This window comes from Pedobacter petrophilus (genome assembly GCF_009674725.1).
GTDB lineage: Bacteria > Bacteroidota > Bacteroidia > Sphingobacteriales > Sphingobacteriaceae > Pedobacter > Pedobacter petrophilus.
In genome coordinates, this window is record NZ_WKKH01000002.1 from 116,789 (window position 1) to 136,824 (window position 20,036).

Annotated in this window: 21 protein-coding genes; 10 read left to right on the plus strand and 11 right to left on the minus strand. The window is 37.8% G+C overall.

Annotation, left to right across the window (positions count from 1 at the left end; translation table 11 throughout):
- The gene (locus tag GJU39_RS01685) at positions 1 to 1,086 is read left to right on the plus strand and encodes an acyl-CoA dehydrogenase family protein (protein WP_154278956.1); all 1,086 of its coding nucleotides are present in this window, start codon (positions 1 to 3) and stop codon (positions 1,084 to 1,086) included.
- A gap of 89 nt (positions 1,087 to 1,175) precedes the next feature.
- Here the strand turns inward: GJU39_RS01685 and GJU39_RS24255 are convergent, their stop codons facing one another.
- From GJU39_RS24255 to GJU39_RS01730, 9 genes are all read right to left on the minus strand, one after another.
- A complete protein-coding gene (locus GJU39_RS24255) occupies positions 1,176 to 1,358 on the minus strand; it encodes a peptide-methionine (S)-S-oxide reductase (protein WP_379104761.1) in 183 nt (60 codons plus the stop codon).
- Between the two features lie 10 nt (positions 1,359 to 1,368).
- Positions 1,369 to 1,569 carry a peptide-methionine (S)-S-oxide reductase gene (locus tag GJU39_RS24035; protein WP_154278957.1) on the minus strand — a complete coding sequence of 67 codons (201 nt, stop codon included), beginning with the start codon at positions 1,567 to 1,569 and terminating at the stop codon, positions 1,369 to 1,371.
- Between the two features lie 145 nt (positions 1,570 to 1,714).
- Positions 1,715 to 3,127: a hypothetical protein gene (locus GJU39_RS01700; protein ID WP_154278958.1), complete on the minus strand. Its 1,413-nt coding sequence runs from the start codon at positions 3,125 to 3,127 to the stop codon at positions 1,715 to 1,717.
- A 63-nt stretch (positions 3,128 to 3,190) separates the two neighbouring features.
- The gene (locus tag GJU39_RS01705) at positions 3,191 to 4,237 is read right to left on the minus strand and encodes a hypothetical protein (protein WP_154278959.1); all 1,047 of its coding nucleotides are present in this window, start codon (positions 4,235 to 4,237) and stop codon (positions 3,191 to 3,193) included.
- A 93-nt stretch (positions 4,238 to 4,330) separates the two neighbouring features.
- Positions 4,331 to 5,212 carry a class I SAM-dependent methyltransferase gene (locus GJU39_RS01710; RefSeq protein ID WP_154278960.1) on the minus strand — a complete coding sequence of 294 codons (882 nt, stop codon included), beginning with the start codon at positions 5,210 to 5,212 and terminating at the stop codon, positions 4,331 to 4,333.
- Positions 5,209 to 5,598, minus strand: a complete 390-nt coding sequence (locus GJU39_RS01715) for a type II toxin-antitoxin system VapC family toxin (protein WP_154278961.1) — start codon at positions 5,596 to 5,598, stop codon at positions 5,209 to 5,211. The genes GJU39_RS01710 and GJU39_RS01715 overlap by 4 nt, the downstream gene beginning before the upstream one ends.
- Complete coding sequence (vapB, locus tag GJU39_RS01720; protein WP_154278962.1) at positions 5,599 to 5,847, minus strand: type II toxin-antitoxin system VapB family antitoxin; 249 nt, start codon at positions 5,845 to 5,847, stop codon at positions 5,599 to 5,601.
- Between the two features lie 19 nt (positions 5,848 to 5,866).
- Positions 5,867 to 6,619 carry an ABC transporter ATP-binding protein gene (locus tag GJU39_RS01725; RefSeq protein WP_154278963.1) on the minus strand — a complete coding sequence of 251 codons (753 nt, stop codon included), beginning with the start codon at positions 6,617 to 6,619 and terminating at the stop codon, positions 5,867 to 5,869.
- A complete protein-coding gene (locus GJU39_RS01730) occupies positions 6,619 to 7,353 on the minus strand; it encodes an MlaE family ABC transporter permease (protein ID WP_154278964.1) in 735 nt (244 codons plus the stop codon). Before GJU39_RS01730 ends, GJU39_RS01725 begins: the two co-directional genes overlap by 1 nt.
- 145 nt (positions 7,354 to 7,498) lie before the next feature.
- Between GJU39_RS01730 and GJU39_RS01735 the strand changes: the two genes are divergently transcribed.
- The 6 genes from GJU39_RS01735 (at position 7,499) to GJU39_RS01760 (ending at position 13,960) form a co-directional block, all read left to right on the plus strand.
- Positions 7,499 to 8,188: an SDR family oxidoreductase gene (locus tag GJU39_RS01735; RefSeq protein ID WP_154278965.1), complete on the plus strand. Its 690-nt coding sequence runs from the start codon at positions 7,499 to 7,501 to the stop codon at positions 8,186 to 8,188.
- 19 nt (positions 8,189 to 8,207) lie between these two features.
- Positions 8,208 to 8,906 carry a PspC domain-containing protein gene (locus tag GJU39_RS01740; protein WP_167515629.1) on the plus strand — a complete coding sequence of 233 codons (699 nt, stop codon included), beginning with the start codon at positions 8,208 to 8,210 and terminating at the stop codon, positions 8,904 to 8,906.
- Between the two features lie 5 nt (positions 8,907 to 8,911).
- Positions 8,912 to 9,889, plus strand: coding sequence for a LiaF transmembrane domain-containing protein (locus GJU39_RS01745; protein WP_154278967.1), 978 nt, complete (start codon positions 8,912 to 8,914; stop codon positions 9,887 to 9,889).
- A 5-nt stretch (positions 9,890 to 9,894) separates the two neighbouring features.
- A complete protein-coding gene (locus tag GJU39_RS01750) occupies positions 9,895 to 10,506 on the plus strand; it encodes an RDD family protein (RefSeq protein WP_154278968.1) in 612 nt (203 codons plus the stop codon).
- A gap of 117 nt (positions 10,507 to 10,623) precedes the next feature.
- A complete protein-coding gene (gene ispG, locus GJU39_RS01755; protein WP_154278969.1) occupies positions 10,624 to 12,603 on the plus strand; it encodes a (E)-4-hydroxy-3-methylbut-2-enyl-diphosphate synthase in 1,980 nt (659 codons plus the stop codon).
- 82 nt (positions 12,604 to 12,685) lie between these two features.
- Entirely contained in the window at positions 12,686 to 13,960 is a 1,275-nt protein-coding gene (locus GJU39_RS01760; protein ID WP_154278970.1) for a mechanosensitive ion channel family protein, read from the plus strand.
- A 15-nt stretch (positions 13,961 to 13,975) separates the two neighbouring features.
- On the opposite strand, the gene GJU39_RS01765 is transcribed toward GJU39_RS01760, so the two are convergent.
- Positions 13,976 to 14,800 (minus strand): alpha/beta hydrolase family protein, encoded by an 825-nt coding sequence (locus tag GJU39_RS01765; protein ID WP_154278971.1) that lies wholly within the window; start codon positions 14,798 to 14,800, stop codon positions 13,976 to 13,978.
- A gap of 124 nt (positions 14,801 to 14,924) precedes the next feature.
- A complete protein-coding gene (locus GJU39_RS01770; RefSeq protein ID WP_154278972.1) occupies positions 14,925 to 15,323 on the minus strand; it encodes a DoxX family protein in 399 nt (132 codons plus the stop codon).
- Between the two features lie 104 nt (positions 15,324 to 15,427).
- Here GJU39_RS01770 and hemA point away from each other — a divergent pair, with 104 nt between their 5' ends.
- The 3 genes from hemA (at position 15,428) to hemB (ending at position 19,988) form a co-directional block, all read left to right on the plus strand.
- A complete protein-coding gene (gene hemA / locus GJU39_RS01775; protein ID WP_154278973.1) occupies positions 15,428 to 16,654 on the plus strand; it encodes a glutamyl-tRNA reductase in 1,227 nt (408 codons plus the stop codon).
- Between the two features lie 404 nt (positions 16,655 to 17,058).
- Positions 17,059 to 18,648 carry a hydroxymethylbilane synthase gene (hemC, locus tag GJU39_RS01780; RefSeq protein ID WP_154278974.1) on the plus strand — a complete coding sequence of 530 codons (1,590 nt, stop codon included), beginning with the start codon at positions 17,059 to 17,061 and terminating at the stop codon, positions 18,646 to 18,648.
- 371 nt (positions 18,649 to 19,019) lie between these two features.
- A complete protein-coding gene (hemB, locus tag GJU39_RS01785) occupies positions 19,020 to 19,988 on the plus strand; it encodes a porphobilinogen synthase (protein ID WP_154278975.1) in 969 nt (322 codons plus the stop codon).
- The last annotated feature ends 48 nt before the right edge of the window (positions 19,989 to 20,036 follow it).

Consider the following 20,036-nt stretch of genomic DNA (forward strand, 5'->3'; position numbering starts at 1 on the left):
ATGGATACAGTGATTATAACCTGGCAAGAGAAAGTGAGTGCATATGCCGCTCAATCAGAACAGATAGGTGCATTACATCCGGAGATCCTGGAACTCGTTTATCAGGAAAATTGGTTTAAATTATTTGTGCCGGAAATTTACGGTGGAGCAGGTAAAAAACTCCCGGAAATTTTAAGGCTTGAAGAAGAACTGGCTGAGGCCGATGGCAGTTTAGGGTGGACAGTAACCCTTTGTGCGGGTGCAGCCTGGTTTGCAGGATTCTTAAATCCAGAATTGGCAACCGAAATTTTTGCCGACAGGCAAGTTTGTTTTGCCGGTAGCGGTGCAGTTGGTGGGGTTGCAATCGAAACTGAAAACGGCTACTTAATCAATGGCTATTGGAAATATGCCAGTGGCGCTTTACATGCCACTATTTTTACCGCAAACTGTTCTTTAAAGAAAACAGACGGGACAGATCTTTTAGATGAAGATGGAAATCCCGTTATTATGTCTTTTATTCTTAAAAAAGATGAAGTAGAAATCCTTTCTGGCTGGTCTTATTTTGGCCTGATTGCCACAGGAAGCCATGCTTTTGAAGTTAAGGATTTAATTGTTCCGAAGAATAGAACTTTTAAAATTAACGATAATATAGCAGTTGCAGATGAGGGCTTCGATTATCCTTTTTTGCAACTGGCCGAAACCACTTTGGCTGTAAATAGCCTCGGAATGGCTCAACACTTTATCCGATTAGTAGAAAATTCCTTTTTCTCCCGTACAGGCTTGCGCAGATACAATGAAAATCAAATTGCCTTTTTCAATGCTGAATTAGATAAATGCAAATTAGCAGTTGAAACGCTAAAGTTGCAATTTTATCATGCTTTTGATGAGTCTTGGAATCAATTAATTTATGCTGGTGCGATAGACAATGAACAACTCGAAACGGTAAGCAGGGTAAGTAGAAAACTTGCGCATGCCTGCAGAAGAGCCGCAGATACACTTTTCCCTTATTGTGGATTGGAAGCTGCTAAAAAAGAATCAGAAATTAACCGCGTTTGGAGAGATATCCATACGGCGAGTCAGCATGCTTTGCTTACGTTTGAAATTTAATGTTAAGGCAAGTCATATTTGCTTCTCCTAAAATCTGTTGTCTGTTTATCTAATTTCGGTTGAATCACAACGCTGCAAAATGGCTTGCTTTATTTCGCAGAAAATAGTTTTAATGGCAGGCAGTCTTCAGCCGGATAAAAGACAAACGCTGGGTTTATTTCGGTAACAATAGGTTTGTCGTATAGATGTTCGTCGATAATCTTTTTTAAAACTTCTTCTCCCTTTATTTTTTGAGTCTCATTATCATAAAATAACTGATCGGAATGGGGAATCCCATTTTATTTACCTGTCTGTTAAAATAGTAGGATTATGGGCTTTGAAAAAGATCAGTAACAATTCGGTGTATAAAACTTCGTTTTTGTTAAAAATGATTTCGACAACTTCTGCACGTCCAGTATCACCGTTACTAATTTCCATATGAGTTGGGTGCCTCAGTTCGCCATCCATGTAAACAGATGTTACCAACTCAACTCCTTTAATCATTTAAAAAATAGCTTCTGTACACCAAAAACTCCGCCCACAAATGTTGCTTTTGCATATATCTCCCAACGACGAAATCTATGCCTAATAGATCTTATATCTTGGGTATTTTGGTCAAAGATCCGGTAATGAGGGCCATTTAGATATATTATAGCGATTTGGCTTTCATCTTTTTTAACTCTGATTGGAAATTGGCAACCGATGTTTTTTCTTGCTTGCCTTTTTCAATAGCTGTTTCCTGAGTTTTAACTGCTTCCTCATAGTAACCCATGCGATAGAGAATGTGAGCTAATGTATCATAATATCCTGACAATGGATTCAGCTCTATCGAACGGCGACTCCAGAGCATCGCCTTGGTAAGGTTGTTGATGTTTTTTGTTCCAATTTCGTAAAACTTCCAGGCTGCATTGTTCAATTCCATCGCATAGTTGCTGGATGAAGATGTAACAGTAACAATCGACTGTGTTGTTACACTTTTCGTTGTAGAAAACTTCATTAAGCTATCCATCTTTTCTTTCGATACCATCTTTACTGTCTTGTTAGGGAATGGACTTGGCATCGCAGCATTATGATTTCGGGCTTCAATTTTCTTAATACTATCGGCGCTAACATTCATATAATAGTTATCATAGAAATACATGGCTGTTCTCATGTAATTGGCCGTGTCTTTTACCGAATTATAATACCAAAGGATTTGATTGTTGAAAGCTTTTTCACCCGCCCTGTAATCTCTGGTCCAGGAAGAACGCGCAAAATTCGCACCTGCCATGGCTCTGCTCACTTTTTTCTCTTTTGCTGCAGCCATCATAGTGTTAGAAATAATAGCATTATTAACCGCCACTCTTTTTTGCAAAGGTTCATTTTTATAAAAACTATCAACCAGCTTTTTATTGTTATAAATCAATTTATAAGCCTTACCATCTGCGTAAGGGCCAGATTCTAAAATATAACGGATATTCTCATAACTGTCAAAATCACTAATTTTCAAGTTGTTAACGTATTTTTCAATCAGATCTGCATTATTGGTGATTCCAATTTTCTTTCTGAAATCGATAAGTTTTTTGATCAGGTTATTATTATTGCTCCCATCGGCTTCAACTTCTTTCTCCAGTTCTGAGATCGATTTTTCTTTATATGCTGATAATGCCTTATCTACCATTGATAAGTACTTCTTTTTGTCTGTTGAGTTTCCAAAATCACTAAAAAAAATTTCTTTATTCGGTCTTAGGAAAATATATGCGGGAAAACGTTTGATATTGCCTAAGTGGATAATAGATCTTATACTGGTGTCTACTATAGTCGTTTTATAAACAGTGAATGCTTGATCAATTTTTGCAATAACGTCATTTTCGTCTAAAGCCGATTTAAAACTCACTTTTGAATTAGGTGGTAAGTAGCTGGGGTCTGCCATTCTCGGTGTATTAATAATCAATAGAACAGGTTTATCAGTTTCTGTAGCGCGCAAAAGTGCAACAGCTAAAGATTTGGTAGATTTTAATTCTTGAGAAAAGCCTGAAAGTGAAAAGAATAAGGCAATAATTAACGAGAGTATTGTTTTCATAAGTGATGAGTGTTAAAATAAAGATGCAAAAAAAAACCTGCAATTTAATTGCAGGCTTAAATATTATTGATATTGAATATATATCGGCTTCGGCGTAAGTTTCAATAACTCTTCCGGAGTTAATAATCGCTTAGGTTCTTTTTTCAGGTCGTTTTTGTAAAAGAGTTTGAAACCTGTAAATTGTACTGGTTCGCCGTAAACGAAATGGCGATAGGTGCCTTTCTTTAATTCAGGTTCACCCCATCCATCCATGTGTATCACTACTTGTACTTCCGGACGTAATTTAATATTAGCGGAATTGGTTACCATTTTTTTAGTGAAACGGTGTAATACAAAAACCTTTGGAGGCAGGTTATATTTTTTAACAAGATCAGCCAGGTAGCCAGTTACATAGTTAATATCTACAGCATCATAAGTTCCAATTCTCTTACCAGGAAGGGAACCATCTTTCATTGAAAATTCCGGATCTATCCCCAGGTGAACATTTGGCATTTGCAGGTATTTCTGGATATGAGGAAGTTCGGCTTTAATTGTACTTAAAGCAACCTGCAAATCGAGAAAAACAATAGTATTTGGTTGCATCTTCGCAATTGTTAAAACAGAATCAATCTGTTTATTTCCCATGCGGTTGATGTATTTTTTATCTTTTCCGGGCGTTCCGCTTGCTACAGCAGCAATATAGTGTAAGCCAACCTGTACCGGGGTAGATGGATCTGCTTTTTCCCAACGTTTAACTTCTGCATTTAAGTGTTGCCACATTTCTTTTGGCGCATATTCACCCAAGGCCCCCATTTTTTTAGAGTGAAGGTTTCCATAATAAACAACAATACGTTTAAATGGAAGGATTGCACCGGCTAATGGAGTTGGCTGGTTTTTTACCGGCCATTTACCTGTTGTATCGCCATTAGCTAGTTTTTTTACAAGAGAATCATATAGTTTAGGATCAACAGGCTTCATTACGTTTGCTGCTGAATCTGCTTTCTTTTTAGTAGTGTCTGATGATGACTGGCTAACTCCGTTACTGCTTTTGCCATCTGAATTACAGTTAGCAAATAAGCTGATTGCGGCAAAACCGAGTATTACTGTGCCAGCTAAATGGGGAAATTTCATAGATATTATTAATAGTTAAAGTATACGCTTTTTTTAAGTATCCGATTTTATGGGGAAAAGGTATATAAATTTGGTGAATGAAACCAAATAAAATTACACATTACAGAATTTTCCGAAAACGCCTAACGGGAGTTTAATGCCTGCGGTTGCCTGTAAATATAATTCACCTACTTCTAAATTTTTTACGTTTGGATAAGAAGTGTGGATTAAATTTTCGACAATTACAGCAGAAAAACCCAGCGAATAAGTATTCAGAATGAGAAAATGTTCCTGCTCATCTAAGAGCTGCACTACATCTTGCATCATCTCCTGGATATGATCTTCCAGTTTCCATTTCTCTCCATTCGGACCATGCCCATATGCGGGTGGATCTAAAATGATACCATTGTATTTTTTACCTCTTTTAAGTTCTTTTTTAACAAACTTTAAAGCATCTTCAACCATCCAGCGGGTATTTTTTAAGCCAGACAATTCCTGATTTTCATTTGCCCAGGTAACCACTTGTTTGATTGAATCTACGTGAGTGGTTTCCGCGCCAGCTGCATTTGCAATTAATGATGCGGCACCTGTATAGGCAAAAAGGTTCAAGACCTTTGGTTGCGGAGTTTTAAATTTTTTAATTGATGAGGAAATGAAATCCCAGTTTACAGCCTGCTCAGGGAAAACGCCAACATGTTTAAACGAGGTTAAACCTAAACGAAGTTTAATAGCCACTTCATCGTTTTTATATTCCACATGCCAGCGATCAGGGATTGATTGATTTTTCTTCACCCATTCTCCAGAAGTTGCCGACCGGCCCCTAAAAGTAATGTTGGCTGTTTTTTTCCATTCCTGTTCTGATAATGTTTTCTTCCAAACAGCCTGCGGTTCAGGCCTGATTAAGATCACATTTCCGAAACGTTCTAATTTTTCAAAATCCCCGCAGTCAATCAGTTCATAATCTTTCCAATGCGTTGGGGCCAATAATTGTATCATGTATTCAGTAACTTTAAATTTGGGTAATTTCTGATGTATTGATCATCAGAAATGACAGTTAAATCTTTAGCAATTGCTTGCGAGATAATAAGCCGGTCAAAAGGGTCTTTATGTATTAATGGAAGCGTAGAGTATACCTTAAAATCATGCTCGTCTGGCTGAAGAATTTCGATGTTATACTTGCGAAGCAAAGCATAAATAGAGGAAATATCATCTCTTAATTTAAGTTTGCCTATATTCATTTTAATAACTATTTCCCAAATACTTACTATACTAAAATACTTTTTAAGATTGGGATTGTTAATGAGATTAATTGTTTTCTGAGGGATTTGTAAATCGCCATTAATGAAGAACAAAAATATATGTGTATCGAGCAGAAAATGCATTTACATATATTCTTTAAGTTCATCCAATGGCTCATTGAAATCATCAGAAATATAAAGTATAGTCCCTTTCGCCGAGCCATATAAACTTATGGGCTCTTCAACAACGTTATTACTATCAGTATTTGAATCCTGGTAAAATTTTTTCGAATGTTTTGCTTTCAGAAAATCAATAAAATCTTCTACTTCGTTTACCATGCTTTCTGGCAAGGTTTCCAGTTTGTTAATGATATTTTTTGTAGCCGAAGTCATAAACAAAGGTAAGAATTTTTTAGAACTTGTCTTTTGCTGCTTTCATAAAGCGACTTGCAAATACAAAGTCGTTTAATTCTTTTATTTCAGTATGGGCAATTTCTTTATTGCTGCCTTCCCAGAATTTCTTTCCCTCGTGCAAAAACAAGATATAATCTCCTATTCCCATTACAGAGTTCATATCGTGGGTAACTACAATGGTAGTGGTTTTAAACTCTTCTGTCAGTTCCTGAATTAACTCATCAATCACGATAGAAGTTTTAGGGTCTAATCCAGAGTTCGGCTCATCACAGAACAGGTATTTTGGGTTCATAGAAATGGCACGGGCAATCCCTACACGTTTCTTCATCCCTCCGGAAAGTTCTGCAGGAAATAATTTATTTTTACCGGCAAGATTTACACGCTCCAGGCAAAAATTAACACGTTCTAACTTTTCGTTTCTGGTTTGATCCGTAAACATATTAAGTGGAAACATAATGTTATCCTCTACCGTCATACTGTCAAATAAAGCAGATCCCTGAAAAAGCATTCCAATTTCTTTACGTACCTCAATCCGTTGCTCATAAGTCATCGGTGTAAAATCACGCCCATCGTATAAAACAGAACCAGAATCTGGCTGATGTAAACCAACCATACATTTAAGCAATGTGGTTTTACCTGAACCCGATCCTCCGATAATTAAATTTGTAACGCCTTCTTCAAACTTACCGGAGATGCCTTTTAAAACCTCGTTTCCAGAGAATGATTTATATATATCTTTAACTTCGATCATTACAATAACAATTGAGTAACTAAATAATCGCAAACAAGAATAGAAATACAGCTAATTACAACTGCTCTTGTACTTGCCTGAGAAACCTCTAAAGCACCACCACGAACATAAAAACCTTCGTAAGCAGGAACAGACGTAATGATGAAACCAAATACAAATGCTTTTACCAATGCAACAACAATAGTATAGGGGTTAAAGTCAGTTGTAATTCCCTGAAGATACTCTGAAGGTGTAACAGCGCCAGATACGGAACCGCCAATGTAACCGCCAGAAATACTTAAAAACATAGAAATAATTACCAGCATTGGTACCATTGTAATACCAGAAATAATTTTAGGAAGAATGAGATAACCAGGTGCGTTAATACCCATAATCTCAAGGGCATCAATTTGTTCTGTTACGCGCATCGAACCGATCTCAGATGAAATCGCCGAGCCAATTTTACCTGCTAAAACAATAGCACTAATGGTTGGGCTTAATTCAAGAATACTGGAATCCCGGTTAACGGAACCGATAATGGTTTTAGGAATAAAATCACTCACCAGCTGGAAAGCAATCTGTAAAGTCATTACCGCACCAATAAACGTAGAAATGATGGCAATAAGGCCTAAAGAGCCCACACCTACATAATCCATTTGTTTGGCAATTTCTTTTAAGTATATTTTTAGTTTTTCCGGCCTTCTGAATACAGATTTGAGCAGCAGGATGTATCTCCCGAAATTGGTAAAATTCATTCCGTATATGGTGCTTAATTTAAATGATCATTTATATTACTACAAAGAAACGATAAAAAAGTTGGAGCGCTTTGATAATTGCAAAAATATTCGTGGTTTTGAATATAAATATGGTTTTTTGTCAACAAAAATTAAACCATAAAAAATGAAAGCTTTAATCACGGGTGCAACAAAAGGTATTGGCCGGGCAATAGCCGTTAAACTTTGGAACGAAGGATATGATTTAGCCCTGGTAGCCAGAAGCTCCGATGATTTAGTGCTATTGCAGGAAGAATTTGCTGCTCCGGACAGAAAAATTCTTACCTACACTGTAGATTGTGGAGTTAAAGAAGAAGTTTATCAATTTCTCCACCAGGTGAAAAATGAATTTGGTTTTATAGATGTGCTGGTTAATAATGTCGGTGTATTTATACCGGGAAGTTTATTGGATGAAGCAGATGAAACATTTGAAAAGCAACAGGATCTGAATGTAAATGCAACCTATTATATCAGTAAGTTTTTCGGGAAAGAGATGCGTTTAAAGCAACAAGGTCATATTTTTAATATCTGTTCTGTGGCAGGCAAAAGTCCCGTAGAAAATGGTGGCAGTTATAGTGTAACAAAAGCAGCGATGTTAAGTCTTAATCATGTATTGCGGCAAGAGTTAGCACCACACAACGTTAAAGTAACTGCTTTTTTGCCGGGCGCTACAAAGACAGCATCATGGGAAGGAACCAGAATTCCTGATGAGAAATTTGTACAACCCGCTGATATTGCAGAAACACTTTATACCATTTTAAACTTAAGTAAAGGGGTAAATGTTGATGAGGTTTTAATCACTCCGCTCAATTTTTAAACACAAAATGAACCGCGTTATGGAAAAGAAGCTTTTTAGAAACGAACACGATAAGATGATTGCCGGGGTAGCTTCAGGACTTGCAGATTACATGCAGGTAGAGGTTACCATAATCAGATTATTATTTGTATTATCAACTATTTTTATGGCCGGGGCTGGCCTGATCGCCTATATTATTATGTGGGTAATTGTTCCGGTTAACAATGATCCATCCGTTAGATTTTCAAAATTTAACGATTATTTCAATAAAAACAATCCAACCAATGCACCATTTGGCAACCCACCGCCATTTACGGGGCCAACAGGGTCTGAAAACGTTAACTGGACGCAACCTGTTAATGAAAATGCACAAAAAACGCCTTTCGAAACGCAACCTGATTTTAGTAAGTTTAATAAACCCAACGATACCGGACGAACGGTTACGGGTTTGGTATTACTGATCATTGGCTGTTTCTTTTTGATGCGGGAGATGGATTTTATCCCAGACTGGTTCACCATTAGAAATTTCTTTAAGTTTATGTGGCCACTGATTTTTATTGCATTAGGGATCAGTATCATTGCAAAATCAAAAAGGAAAAACGACTGGCAGGCCTTTAAGCAACAACAAACTGCTGAAGAAGAAAAGAAAGCAGATTTTTCTGAAGTTGTAGTAGAAAGCGAGCCGGTTACCAATCAGGATAACACAAATAATTCAACAGCAAACAATCCTCAATTATAAATATTATGAAATTAGATAGATTAATTTGGGGTATTTTACTGCTTTTTATAGGCGGTGTACTTCTTCTCGAAAACTTTGGAATAATAAATTTTTACTGGCGTAACGTATGGGGCTTTTGGCCAATATTTTTGATCATTGGGGGTTTGAATATCTTGTTCAACAAAAATAATTCTCAAACCGGCAGCATTATTTCTATTGCTGTTTTAGTGGTCGCATTATCGTTCTTATTTGTAAAAGGGCAACAAGTTCCGGAGCATGGTTCGTGGTGGGGTAGAAATTTTAAAAAGGATATAGATATTAATATCGATCACGATGATGAAGATCACGATGATAATGAGGAAGATAGCGCAGTAAGAGAATTTAAATTATCCGAACCATTTGTAGCAACAGATAACGCAAAGAAAACGATCTTAAATATTGCCGGAGGAGGCATTTCATTTAATTTAAACGGTGAAACATCAGAACTGATAGATGCAAGTATTAAAGGCAAAAACGGTAACTTTTCCTTAAAAAAGGTAGTTACAGATAGCGCTAATGTGCTTACATTTCAATTAGACGATAAACGGAAAAAATGGAACTTCAACAATGGATCAAACGATGTTGATTTCAACTTAAATAAAGCAGCAAACTGGGATATCCTGATGAAACTTGGCGCAGGTGCTGCAAATATGGATTTTCGTGATTATAAAGTGAGAACTTTCCGTTTTGATGGTGGTGCTGCAGCATTGGATATTAAATTTGGTGATTTATTGCCTATTACTGATGTTGTGGTTAAATCCGGCGTGGCAGATGTGAAAATTAAAGTTCCAACTAATTCTGGTTGCAGAATAAAAACACAAACTGGCTTATCTGCAAAAGATTTCGAAGGCTTTGAGAAAATTAACGACGGGCTCTATGAAACATCAAATTATAAAACCTCAACCCATAAAATTTTTATCAATTTAGATGGCGGATTAAGTAACTTTGAGGTCAGTAGATATTAAAAATAATGAATTCGGATCAGTACACTGTTGTGATAAATGGTAAACCAAAGGGACCTTATAGTTTATCTCAGTTAACTGATCTGAACATTACACCGAATACCTTCATCCGTAAACCCGGAATGGATGATTATAAAGAAGCTCATGCAATTCCCGAATTGCGTGAGCTTCTTGGTTTCACATACCAGAAGACCGCACCACAATATTTTGCTGCTTTTGATCAAAGGCTGCTGGCCTCGGTAATCGATCACTTCATAATCTTCGGTTTCTATACCATTATCATCTTAACCAGTTACATTTTTATCCAGGGGAAAGATGAAAGGATAAGTGCTTTCTTAATTCCATTTCCGGTAATTTTTATCGTAAAACTGGTTTACGGCATTTTTGCAGAATCTTCAGCCGCTCAGGCTACCATCGGCAAACGAATGCTCAATATAAAGGTCACAGATTTAGAAGGTACCCGGATTTCTTTCGCACGTTCATTAAGCCGTAATCTTTCCAAAATAATGTCCGTAATCCCGGTTTTCTTTGGGTACTTCTATAGCTTTCTGAATAAGAAAAATCAGTGTTGGCATGACATTACTGCAGATACATTAGTAATAAAAGATAGATTAATCTAGGCATATTCTTCATCCTTAAGTACCCATCAGCCACTCTCTCCTTCAATATTCTCTCATTCAACATTCCCTCCTTCAATATTCTCTCATTAAAAATTCTATCTATATCTTTGCAGTCGCATGGAAAATTTATTGGTAAAGCATGATTTAGGTGGAGGGTATTGCAATAGTTTAACGCAGTATTCCAGGTTTTTAACCCGCGAAGTTAAGATTGGAGATATTGCTTTGGGCGGTCATAACCCCATTCGTATTCAATCGATGACGACCACCGATACCATGGATACCCTTGGAACAGTTGAACAAACGATTCGAATGGTAGAATCGGGTTGTGAATACGTTCGGATTACTGCACCCAGCATAAAGGAGGCTGAAAACTTAGCGAATATTAAAAAGGAATTACGTTTTAGGGGATATGATGTGCCGCTGATTGCAGATATTCACTTTACTCCTAACGCTGCTGAAATGGCGGCAAGGATTGTAGAAAAGGTTCGCGTAAATCCAGGGAACTATGCAGATAAAAAGAAATTTGAAAACCTGGAATACACTCAGGATGCTTATACCGCAGAGTTAGAAAGGATCAATAAAAAATTTATACCACTCATAAAAATCTGTAAAGAATATGGTACTGCCATGCGAATTGGAACCAATCACGGTTCCCTTTCCGATCGGATTATGAGCCATTATGGCGATACACCCCGGGGTATGGTAGAATCTGCAATGGAGTTCATCCGCATGTGCGAAGCAGAAAATTATTATAATCTGGTGATTTCGATGAAGGCCAGTAATACTCAGGTGATGGTTCAGGCTTACCGGTTATTGGTAGAAACGATGGTTAAAGAAGGGATGAATTATCCTTTGCACCTTGGCGTAACCGAAGCCGGTGATGGTGAAGACGGTCGCATAAAATCGGCTGTCGGAATTGGAACATTGCTGGAAGATGGGCTAGGAGATACCATTCGTGTTTCCTTAACTGAAGATCCGGAATTTGAAGCACCAGTTGCAAAAGCGCTGGCAGATCGATACGTGAAAAAAAGTTCGGAGCATAAAGTTTTGAGTTTTGAATCTCCTGCTAAACTCCCAACTCCCAACTCCCAACTCCCAACTTATTCACCTTATTCCTATTCTCGAAGAATTACTCAATCCGTTCAGCATATTGGAGATCACCATCACCCGGTTGTAATGATCGATGTTTCTAAAGAGAATCTGAAAGATCCTTATTTCTTAAGTGCTGTTGGATATAATTACAGCGCCGGCTTAGATAAGTATAACCTGGCAGATCAAGCCTGCGATTTAGCTTTTCTTGGCGATAACCTGCCATCTTTTTCTTTTCCGGGAAACCTGAAACAAATTTATAATTATCAAACCTGGTTAAAACTCAGAGATAAAAATAACTGTCATCCGCTTTTTTCTTTAGATGGATTTTCCAAAGCTGAAGTTAAAGACGAATTTCTAAACTTCGTGGAAATTGATGCAAAGCAGATTAACATTGAAGCCATTCTGCAATTAGAAAAGTCTGTTGTTTTAATTCTAAATACGTCAGCTAACCATGGCATGGCCGAGCAAAGAGCTTTTTTTGTGGCTTTGCAGGAAAAAAATATCCAAATCCCGGTAATCATAAAAAGAAGCTATGGGGACTTAGAAGCCGATACTTTAATGCTTTACGCGGCAACCGATTTAGGTGCATTATTTACCGATGGTTTCGGCGATGGAATCTGGATTGATGCGCAAGGTCAGAATTTAGCTTTAATTAATGCAACCAGTTTTGGGATTTTACAAGCTACGCGTACACGCATCAGTAAAACAGAATATATTTCCTGTCCGAGTTGTGGCAGAACACTTTTCGATTTACAAGAAACCACACAATTAATCCGCTCCCGTACCGATCATTTGAAAGGACTTAAAATTGGTATTATGGGATGCATCGTTAACGGACCTGGCGAAATGGCAGATGCAGATTATGGTTATGTGGGTACTGGTCCGGATAAAATTACGCTTTACCGTGGTCAGGAAGTGGTTAAGAAAAATGTTACCACGGCGTTTGCGCTAGATGAACTGATTGAAATCATTAAAAATGACGGTAATTGGGTAGAGAAAGCCTAAAGTTGCTATTAACTGTCTTTGTTACCTGATAATTATTGGATTTTTATAAGTCTGTCCAATCAATAAATCTTAAATTGTTCTTATGAATCCATTGGAATTTCAATCCATCTTTAACGAATTAAGGAAAGTTTTAATTGAGCAGGGTTTAACTGGCGGAACATTCATTTATAGCTATTTCCTGATCGGGCTGATTGGCGTAACGCTATTTCTATTCATCACCATTTTTGTAACCAGACAGGTTTTTATTGGGGTTGTTAAAAGCGCGAAAACCAAATCTGATTGGCAGCAAGCCTTATATGAGTTTCGGGTTTTCAGAGCTTTTGCATTAATATTTGGCGCTTATGTTATTTACAATGCGGTTCCGTACGTATTTATCGATTTTAAAAACTGGTTTTTCTATGCGCTGATCTTCTCTAAAATATACGTGGTGCTGGCAACTATGTTCGCCATTAATGCATTTCTCAACGCACTCGTTTCCATCATGGAATCATCCCGGAAATATGCAGATAAGCCCATTAGAAGTTATAAGCAGGTAGCCAAAATTATAATTTACATTTTTGGTTTTGTATTAATTCTGTCTATCATCCTTAACCAATCATTGCTTTATATATTTGGGGGTTTCGGTGCAGTAACGGCTGTTTTTATATTGGTTTTCCGCGATCCTATTTTAGGTTTTGTCGCTTCTGTGCAAATGAGCGCCATTGATTTGGTACGCGTTGGCGATTGGATTACAGTAGAAAAATATGGTGCCGACGGGGAAGTGACAGAGATTAATTTAACTACCATTAAGGTTCGAAACTGGGATAAAACCGTAACGATTGTGCCAAGTTACGCCATTGTAAGTGAGTCATTTAAAAACTGGCGCGCTATGGAAGAAAGTGAAGGGCGGAGAATTAAACGCCACATCAACATCAAAATATCGAGTATCAAATTTTGTGATGATGAATTAATCGGCCGATTGCAAAGCATCGATTTTTTGAAAGATTATTTGAAAGAAACGCAATTACAAATTGAGCAGTTTAACGCAGAAAATACTGTAAATCCTAATAACCTGGTGAATGGTCGCCACATGACTAACATCGGAACTTTTAGGGTTTATGCAGAGAAGTATCTGGAAAGTAATCCATCGATCAATACCGATTTAACGTTTATGGTTCGGCAGTTACAAGCCACTGAAAACGGTTTGCCAATCGAAATTTATGTTTTCTCGAAAGAAAAAGGATTGAAGAAATTTGAGGAGGTAGCTGCAGATATTTTTGATCATTTGCTCGCTGCGGTACCTTACTTCGATTTAGAGATTTTCCAGAGCCCGAGCGGAAGTGATATGCGTGGTTTTGTAAGGAGAGGGGATGATTAATCCCGCTCTGTGATTTTATTCTCCTAAAAAAGTTAAACATTTCTCGCACACTTTGAACAAAAGCGGAGGTAGTGTTTCGTTTTCGAATGGATGGCTTGCTCCATAAACATGGTTTGCGCCTTCAATTTTTGTAATTCTACTATTTGGATTGGTATCTGCCAAAAGCTGAGCATGCTTAAAAGGCACATTTACATCGTCATCACCATGAATAATAAGCCATGGAATATTGATTCGTTTTGCCGCGTTAACGATATTTAAGGTTTCAGCATTTTCTTCCAAATCTTCCAGCAACGTTACATTTAATGGCATCTGCTCCTTTGTTCTGGCATTGGTGACATAGATTTTTCCGGTTTTTTTCCATTCTAGCTCCTGCTCTTTTTTCCAAAGACTATCAAAACTTGAAATCGCACTCCAGGTAATTAATTTTTTAATTCTTAAATCGTTTGCAGCTTCAATAATGGCTAAGCCACCACCGCGACTATGGCCAATCAAATTCACTTCTGTTTCTTTTCCATATGCCTTTTCAATAAAGTCGAGTACGGCATTAATGTCGAAAAGTTCTTTAGAAACGGTATTGTTTGCAAATGCTTCAAGATCGGTTACATCTGTGGGAAGATCGGCAGGTACACCACTGTGTGACAAATTGAACTTTACATACCGATAGCCGTTGGCGGCAAAATAACGGGCAACTAAATTGTGTGCGCCCCAATCTTTAAAGCCTTTAAACCCATGAACAAAAAGTACAAGTGGCGTATTTGGATTTTTATCTTCAAAAGTAATGTCGCCAATTATGAGTTTTCCGTCAGCGCCGGTAAGGCTAAAATCATTTTGTATAATCATCTTTTAAGGTATTGGTGTGAAATATAAACCCGCGAAATCTGATTTTGTTGTGCAGCTTATTCATCGTCAGGTCACGGAAAATAGATTATCATGAAGCAGATTTTTCGTTCCTTTTCGAATTACCTTAGTCAGTTTTTCTGGTATAAATCCATGCCCACCAGATAAAAAATACCTGAAATGGAATCCTGATCCAGGCGATTAATGGCGTAATTTCAATTTTTCCAAGCATGAATGGCGCTTTCTGAATCATGAAGATATGTGCAGGCATGAAGGCCAAAAGCATTAAAATAATTAGCCATCCTGCTACTTTCCTGGTTCGCTTAAATAGGAGCATAAGTCCAAAAGAAATCTCTAAAATGCCGGAAAAATAAATTAAAAACTGATGGGCAGGTATCCAATTTGGCATTATTGCATAATAACCTTCGGTTGATTTAAAATGATTAATTCCCGCCAGGATGTAAAATAGGGCATAAATCCCCAGAAAGAATTTAAATTTGCGGGAAGAATTGTCAGTGTTTTGCATTTATTTAAAACCGTTCTAAATTGATGTAAATTACAGATGAATGACGATGACATGAGGCAACCGTGCTACTTTTGTATCCCGACAGTAGTTAACAACGGAACAACTTGGAATATTTAAAAGTAATAGCATTCACGCATCATCACATCGACCTGAAATCTTTAGGGAAATTAGTTATTTGTGACCAGAGTTTAGATGGTAGATTGAAGAATATTCAAAATGAACTTCCCGTTAGCGAAATTTTCTATATCGGTACCTGTAACCGGGTAGAATTCGTTTTTCTTACCAAGGAGACAACGGATAAAGAATTTGTAACCAGATTTCTTGCCGTTTTAGACATGGGCTTGCCTCCTGAATTTATGGAGCGATTCCTTGATAATGTTACTGTTTACGAAAACGAAGAAGCTTTTAATCATCTGTTAAGAACGTCTTGTTCTTTAGAAAGTTTGGTAGTTGGTGAAAAAGAAATTCTTCCTCAAATCCGTAAGGCTTATGAAAACTGCCGTGATGCAGGTTTCACAGGTGATTATATGCGAATGATTATGGAGCGTGTGGTTAAAACTGCGAAAGAGGTTTATACCCACACCAATATTTCTAAAAATCCTGTTTCTGTGGTTTCATTAGCTTACCGCAAGCTAAAGGAACTAAACGTATCTCCTAATCCACGTGTACTAATCATTGGCGCCGGAGAAACCAATCTGAATCTCGCCAAATATCTTAATAAACATAAGTTTTCTAATTTTTCTATATTTAACCGTACGCTATCTAAAGCAGAGTCTCTTGCCGAAGAACTTAACGGAAAAGCATATCCTTTGTCTGCTCTGGAGAATTTTAGCGAAGGTTTTGATGTAATTATTACCTGTACGGGTTGTACTGATCCGATCATTACCGAAGAACTTTATGCCAGATTGCTTAATGGTGATAAGGCAAAAAAGGTAGTGGTAGATCTTGCCATTCCAAATGATGTCGCTCCTGCTGTAATCCACAATAATCCTGTATATTATATTGAGGTAGAATCTTTAAAAGAGGTTGCCCGTAAAAATATTCAGGAGCGTTACAATGAATTGGTTCATGCCGAAGATATTATCAGTGCTAACATTACTGAGTTTTTGATGGTATTGAAACAACGCCGTATTGAGTTAGCGATGCAGGATGTACCACGCAAAATTAAAGAGATTAAAAATACAGCTTTAAATGGCGTATTTGCTGATGAAATTAGCCAGATGGATGAAGCATCTCGTGAGGTATTGGAACGGGTGATGAATTACATGGAGAAAAAATGCATCAGTGTTCCAATGGTAATGGCAAAAGAAATTCTGGTTAAACAATCATAGATCAATTCTGGTGTAACTGATAAGTTTAACCGCAAAGTTCGCAAAGGTTGGGCGCAAAGCTCGCCAAGTTAGCAGTTACATCCTATTTCAATTTTGGTTTTAACCGCAAAGTTCGCAAAGGTTAGGCGCAAAGCTCGCCAAGACAAAACTTATATTTTTTTAAACCCATTGATGTATCAATAAATAACCACTTCGTCCTGCGGGCACCCCTGCTTGAAAATAAAGAGGGGAGTTTCAATTCCTGGCATAGTGTTTTAAAGGCTGTTCTGGTAAACTTTCTATGCGTAGCGGCTATTGCAGTTGTACTCCTTTCCTATTAATCTCCATACTCTGTAACCTCACTGTCTCATTTTTAAACAAATCATGGTATAAAGCAAATTTACCTTAAATTTGTGGCTCATTAAATGTTTATAGTGAAGAAATTAACCATCGGAACACGCGGTAGCGAACTAGCTTTGTGGCAGGCTAACCATATTCAAAATGAGTTAGCTGCAATTGGAATTGAGGCGGAAATTAAAATCATCAAAACGCAGGGCGATAAAATCCTGAATTTGAGATTGGATAAACTGGAAGGAAAAGGTTTTTTTACCAAAGAACTGGAAGAGGAGCTTTTAGCTGGTACAATTGATTTGGCAGTACATTGCTTAAAGGATTTACCTACAAATCATCCGGCAGGCTTAACTATTGCTGCAATTCCTCCCCGAGAAGAGGCTACAGAATACTTGCTGATTTTAAAGGATTGTGTTGATGTATCGCAGAAGCTATCTTTGAAAAAAGGAGCAATGGTGGGTACTTCGTCTAACCGCAGAAAAGCCCAGCTATTGGGCTTGCGTTCTGATTTGGAGATTGAAGATTTACGTGGAAACGTGCCAACACGTATCCAGAAACTTAGAGATGAAAATTACGATGCCATTATGTTGGCCAAAGCCGGAATTAAACGTTTAGGATTAGATGTAAGTGAATTTCATGTCGAGGAATTAGCACCAACAGAATTTGTTCCTGCACCCGCTCAAGGTGCGTTAGCCATTCAGATTAGAGAAAGTGATAGCGAACTTTTTGAGGCCCTTCAGAAACTTCACGATCCTGAAACTGCAGAACAGGTTGGTGTGGAACGTAAGGTTTTAAATCTTTTTGAAGGTGGTTGTCACATGCCTTTAGGCTGTTATTGCAAAAAAGAAGATGGTGCTTTCGAAGTATGGACATCAAAAGCAGAAACAGCAGATGATTTTCCAGAGCGTCTTTTTTTACGTTCGGAAACGGCTGAAGGTTTAGCAGAAAAGATTGTTGCCAAATATAGTAAGGAAAGAAAGCAACCAGCGAAGGTTTTCATCTCTCGCGAAATCGGTGAACATAGCTACTTCCGGAAAGCATTAGAAAGTAAGGGTATTGAAATTGAAGGACGTTCCCTGATCCGAACCTTTCCCATTGTAACGGTGCTAGATCAGTTTATTCTAAAAAATATTGACTGGGTTTTCTTTAGTAGCCGAAACAGCGTTGAATATTTCTTTAACCTTAAACCATTATTGCCAAAGAAAACACAATTTGGTGTAGTAGGCAGAGGTTCGGAAGATGCTTTACGCAAATTTGGCCATTTTGCTGATTTTGTTGGTGAAAGTGGCGATATCACAGAAGTTGCAGAAGATTTTGCAAAACTGGTTTCTGGTAAGAATATTTTATTTCCAAGAGCCCAGGATTCTCTTCAGTCAATTCAAAAATCTTTGCCGGCCGATGCTAAAATTATCGACCTACCAATTTACGAAACCGTAATTGAAGAAAACATTGATCAAAGTTATGCGGATGTACTCATCTTTACCAGTCCTTCAAACGTTGATGCCTATTTCGTAGATAATTTGCTTGAGCCTGGTCAGCAGGTGATTGCTATCGGAAATTCTACGGGTAAAAAGTTTGATGAAATGGGTGTAAAGTACGCTTTGCCGTATTCACCTGATGAAATTGGCTTGACTGAGGCTGTTTTTGGAATAGAAATTAGATAAGGTTAAGGGGCGAAAGGTTTAAGGTAGAGGGTTTGGAAGCATAAAAAAGCTTAAGACTAAAGCTGAAAGCCCAAAACAAAGAGGAAAGCGAGAAACGAACTTTAAACAGTTTAGTTTTCTGACAGGGGGATTTCGATTTGAAATACTAAGCTAAGTTTTTTAAACCCGATTGAAGTGAAAAGCCTTTTTTTGCAGCAACCTTGAATTTTTAAAAAGCTTGCAACGAAAAGCGGGACTACAGCAACAACAGAACTACTGGAACTGCTTTTCTATATATGTCATAATGGTTCGTGAGGACACTAACCATGGCGCTCATAATAATACAATATTCAAGTCGTGATACTTGATACTAAATACTTGATACAGAGAATATGTTACATCGTCCGAGAAGATTGAGGAAGAACCCGTTGGTTAGAGAGATGGTAGCCGAAACCCGACTATCGAAAGATATGTTTGTGTACCCTTATTTTGTGGTCCCAGGAACGAACGTTATACATCCAATTGATGCCATGCCAGGTGTAAACCATTATTCGGTTGATACTTTGGTTAAGGATGTAGAAGCCGGACTTAAAAAAGGATTAAATAAAATCATGCTTTTTGGTGTTGGCGATGAAAAATCTGCTGACGCAAAATCCGCTTATCACGATCATTCGTTAGTACCAACTGCGGTGCGCGAACTAAAAAAGCAATTTGGTGAGGATTTATATGTTATTACTGATGTTTGCGTGTGTTCTTACACTACTCATGGTCATTGTGGCATCATGGAGAACGACTATGTTCAAAATGATAAGACGGCTGAAATAATCGCCAAAATGGCATTGACCCACGCTCAGGCTGGCGCGGATATGTTTGCTCCGTCAGATATGATGGACGGCAGAATTGAAACGATGCGTAACTTGCTGGATCGTAATGGTTTCGAAAATTCAGCGATTATGAGTCATGCCACTAAATTTGCTTCAGCTTATTACGGCCCGTTTAGAGAGGCTGCTGATTGTGCGCCGAGTAAAGGCGATAGAAAGGCTTACCAGATGGATTTTAGAAACCCGCTTGAAGCTTTGCGTGAAGCCCAGTTAGATGAGCAGGAAGGTGCAGATGTTTTAATGGTGAAACCAGGATTAGCTTACCTTGATATTATTCAACGTTTGAAACAAGACACCAACGTACCAATTGCAGTTTATAACGTTTCTGGTGAATATTCGATGGTCAAAGCCGCTGCAGAACGTGGGTGGATTGATGAACAAAAGGTAGTGATGGAAACGATGCACGCCTTCGCAAGAGCAGGCGCAAGTATCATCACCACTTACCATATTAAAGATATTTTAAATAATAATTGGATGTAGATAAGCTGAAAGCTTAAAGCCGAAAGACCAAAGCCATTGTTAGCGCTT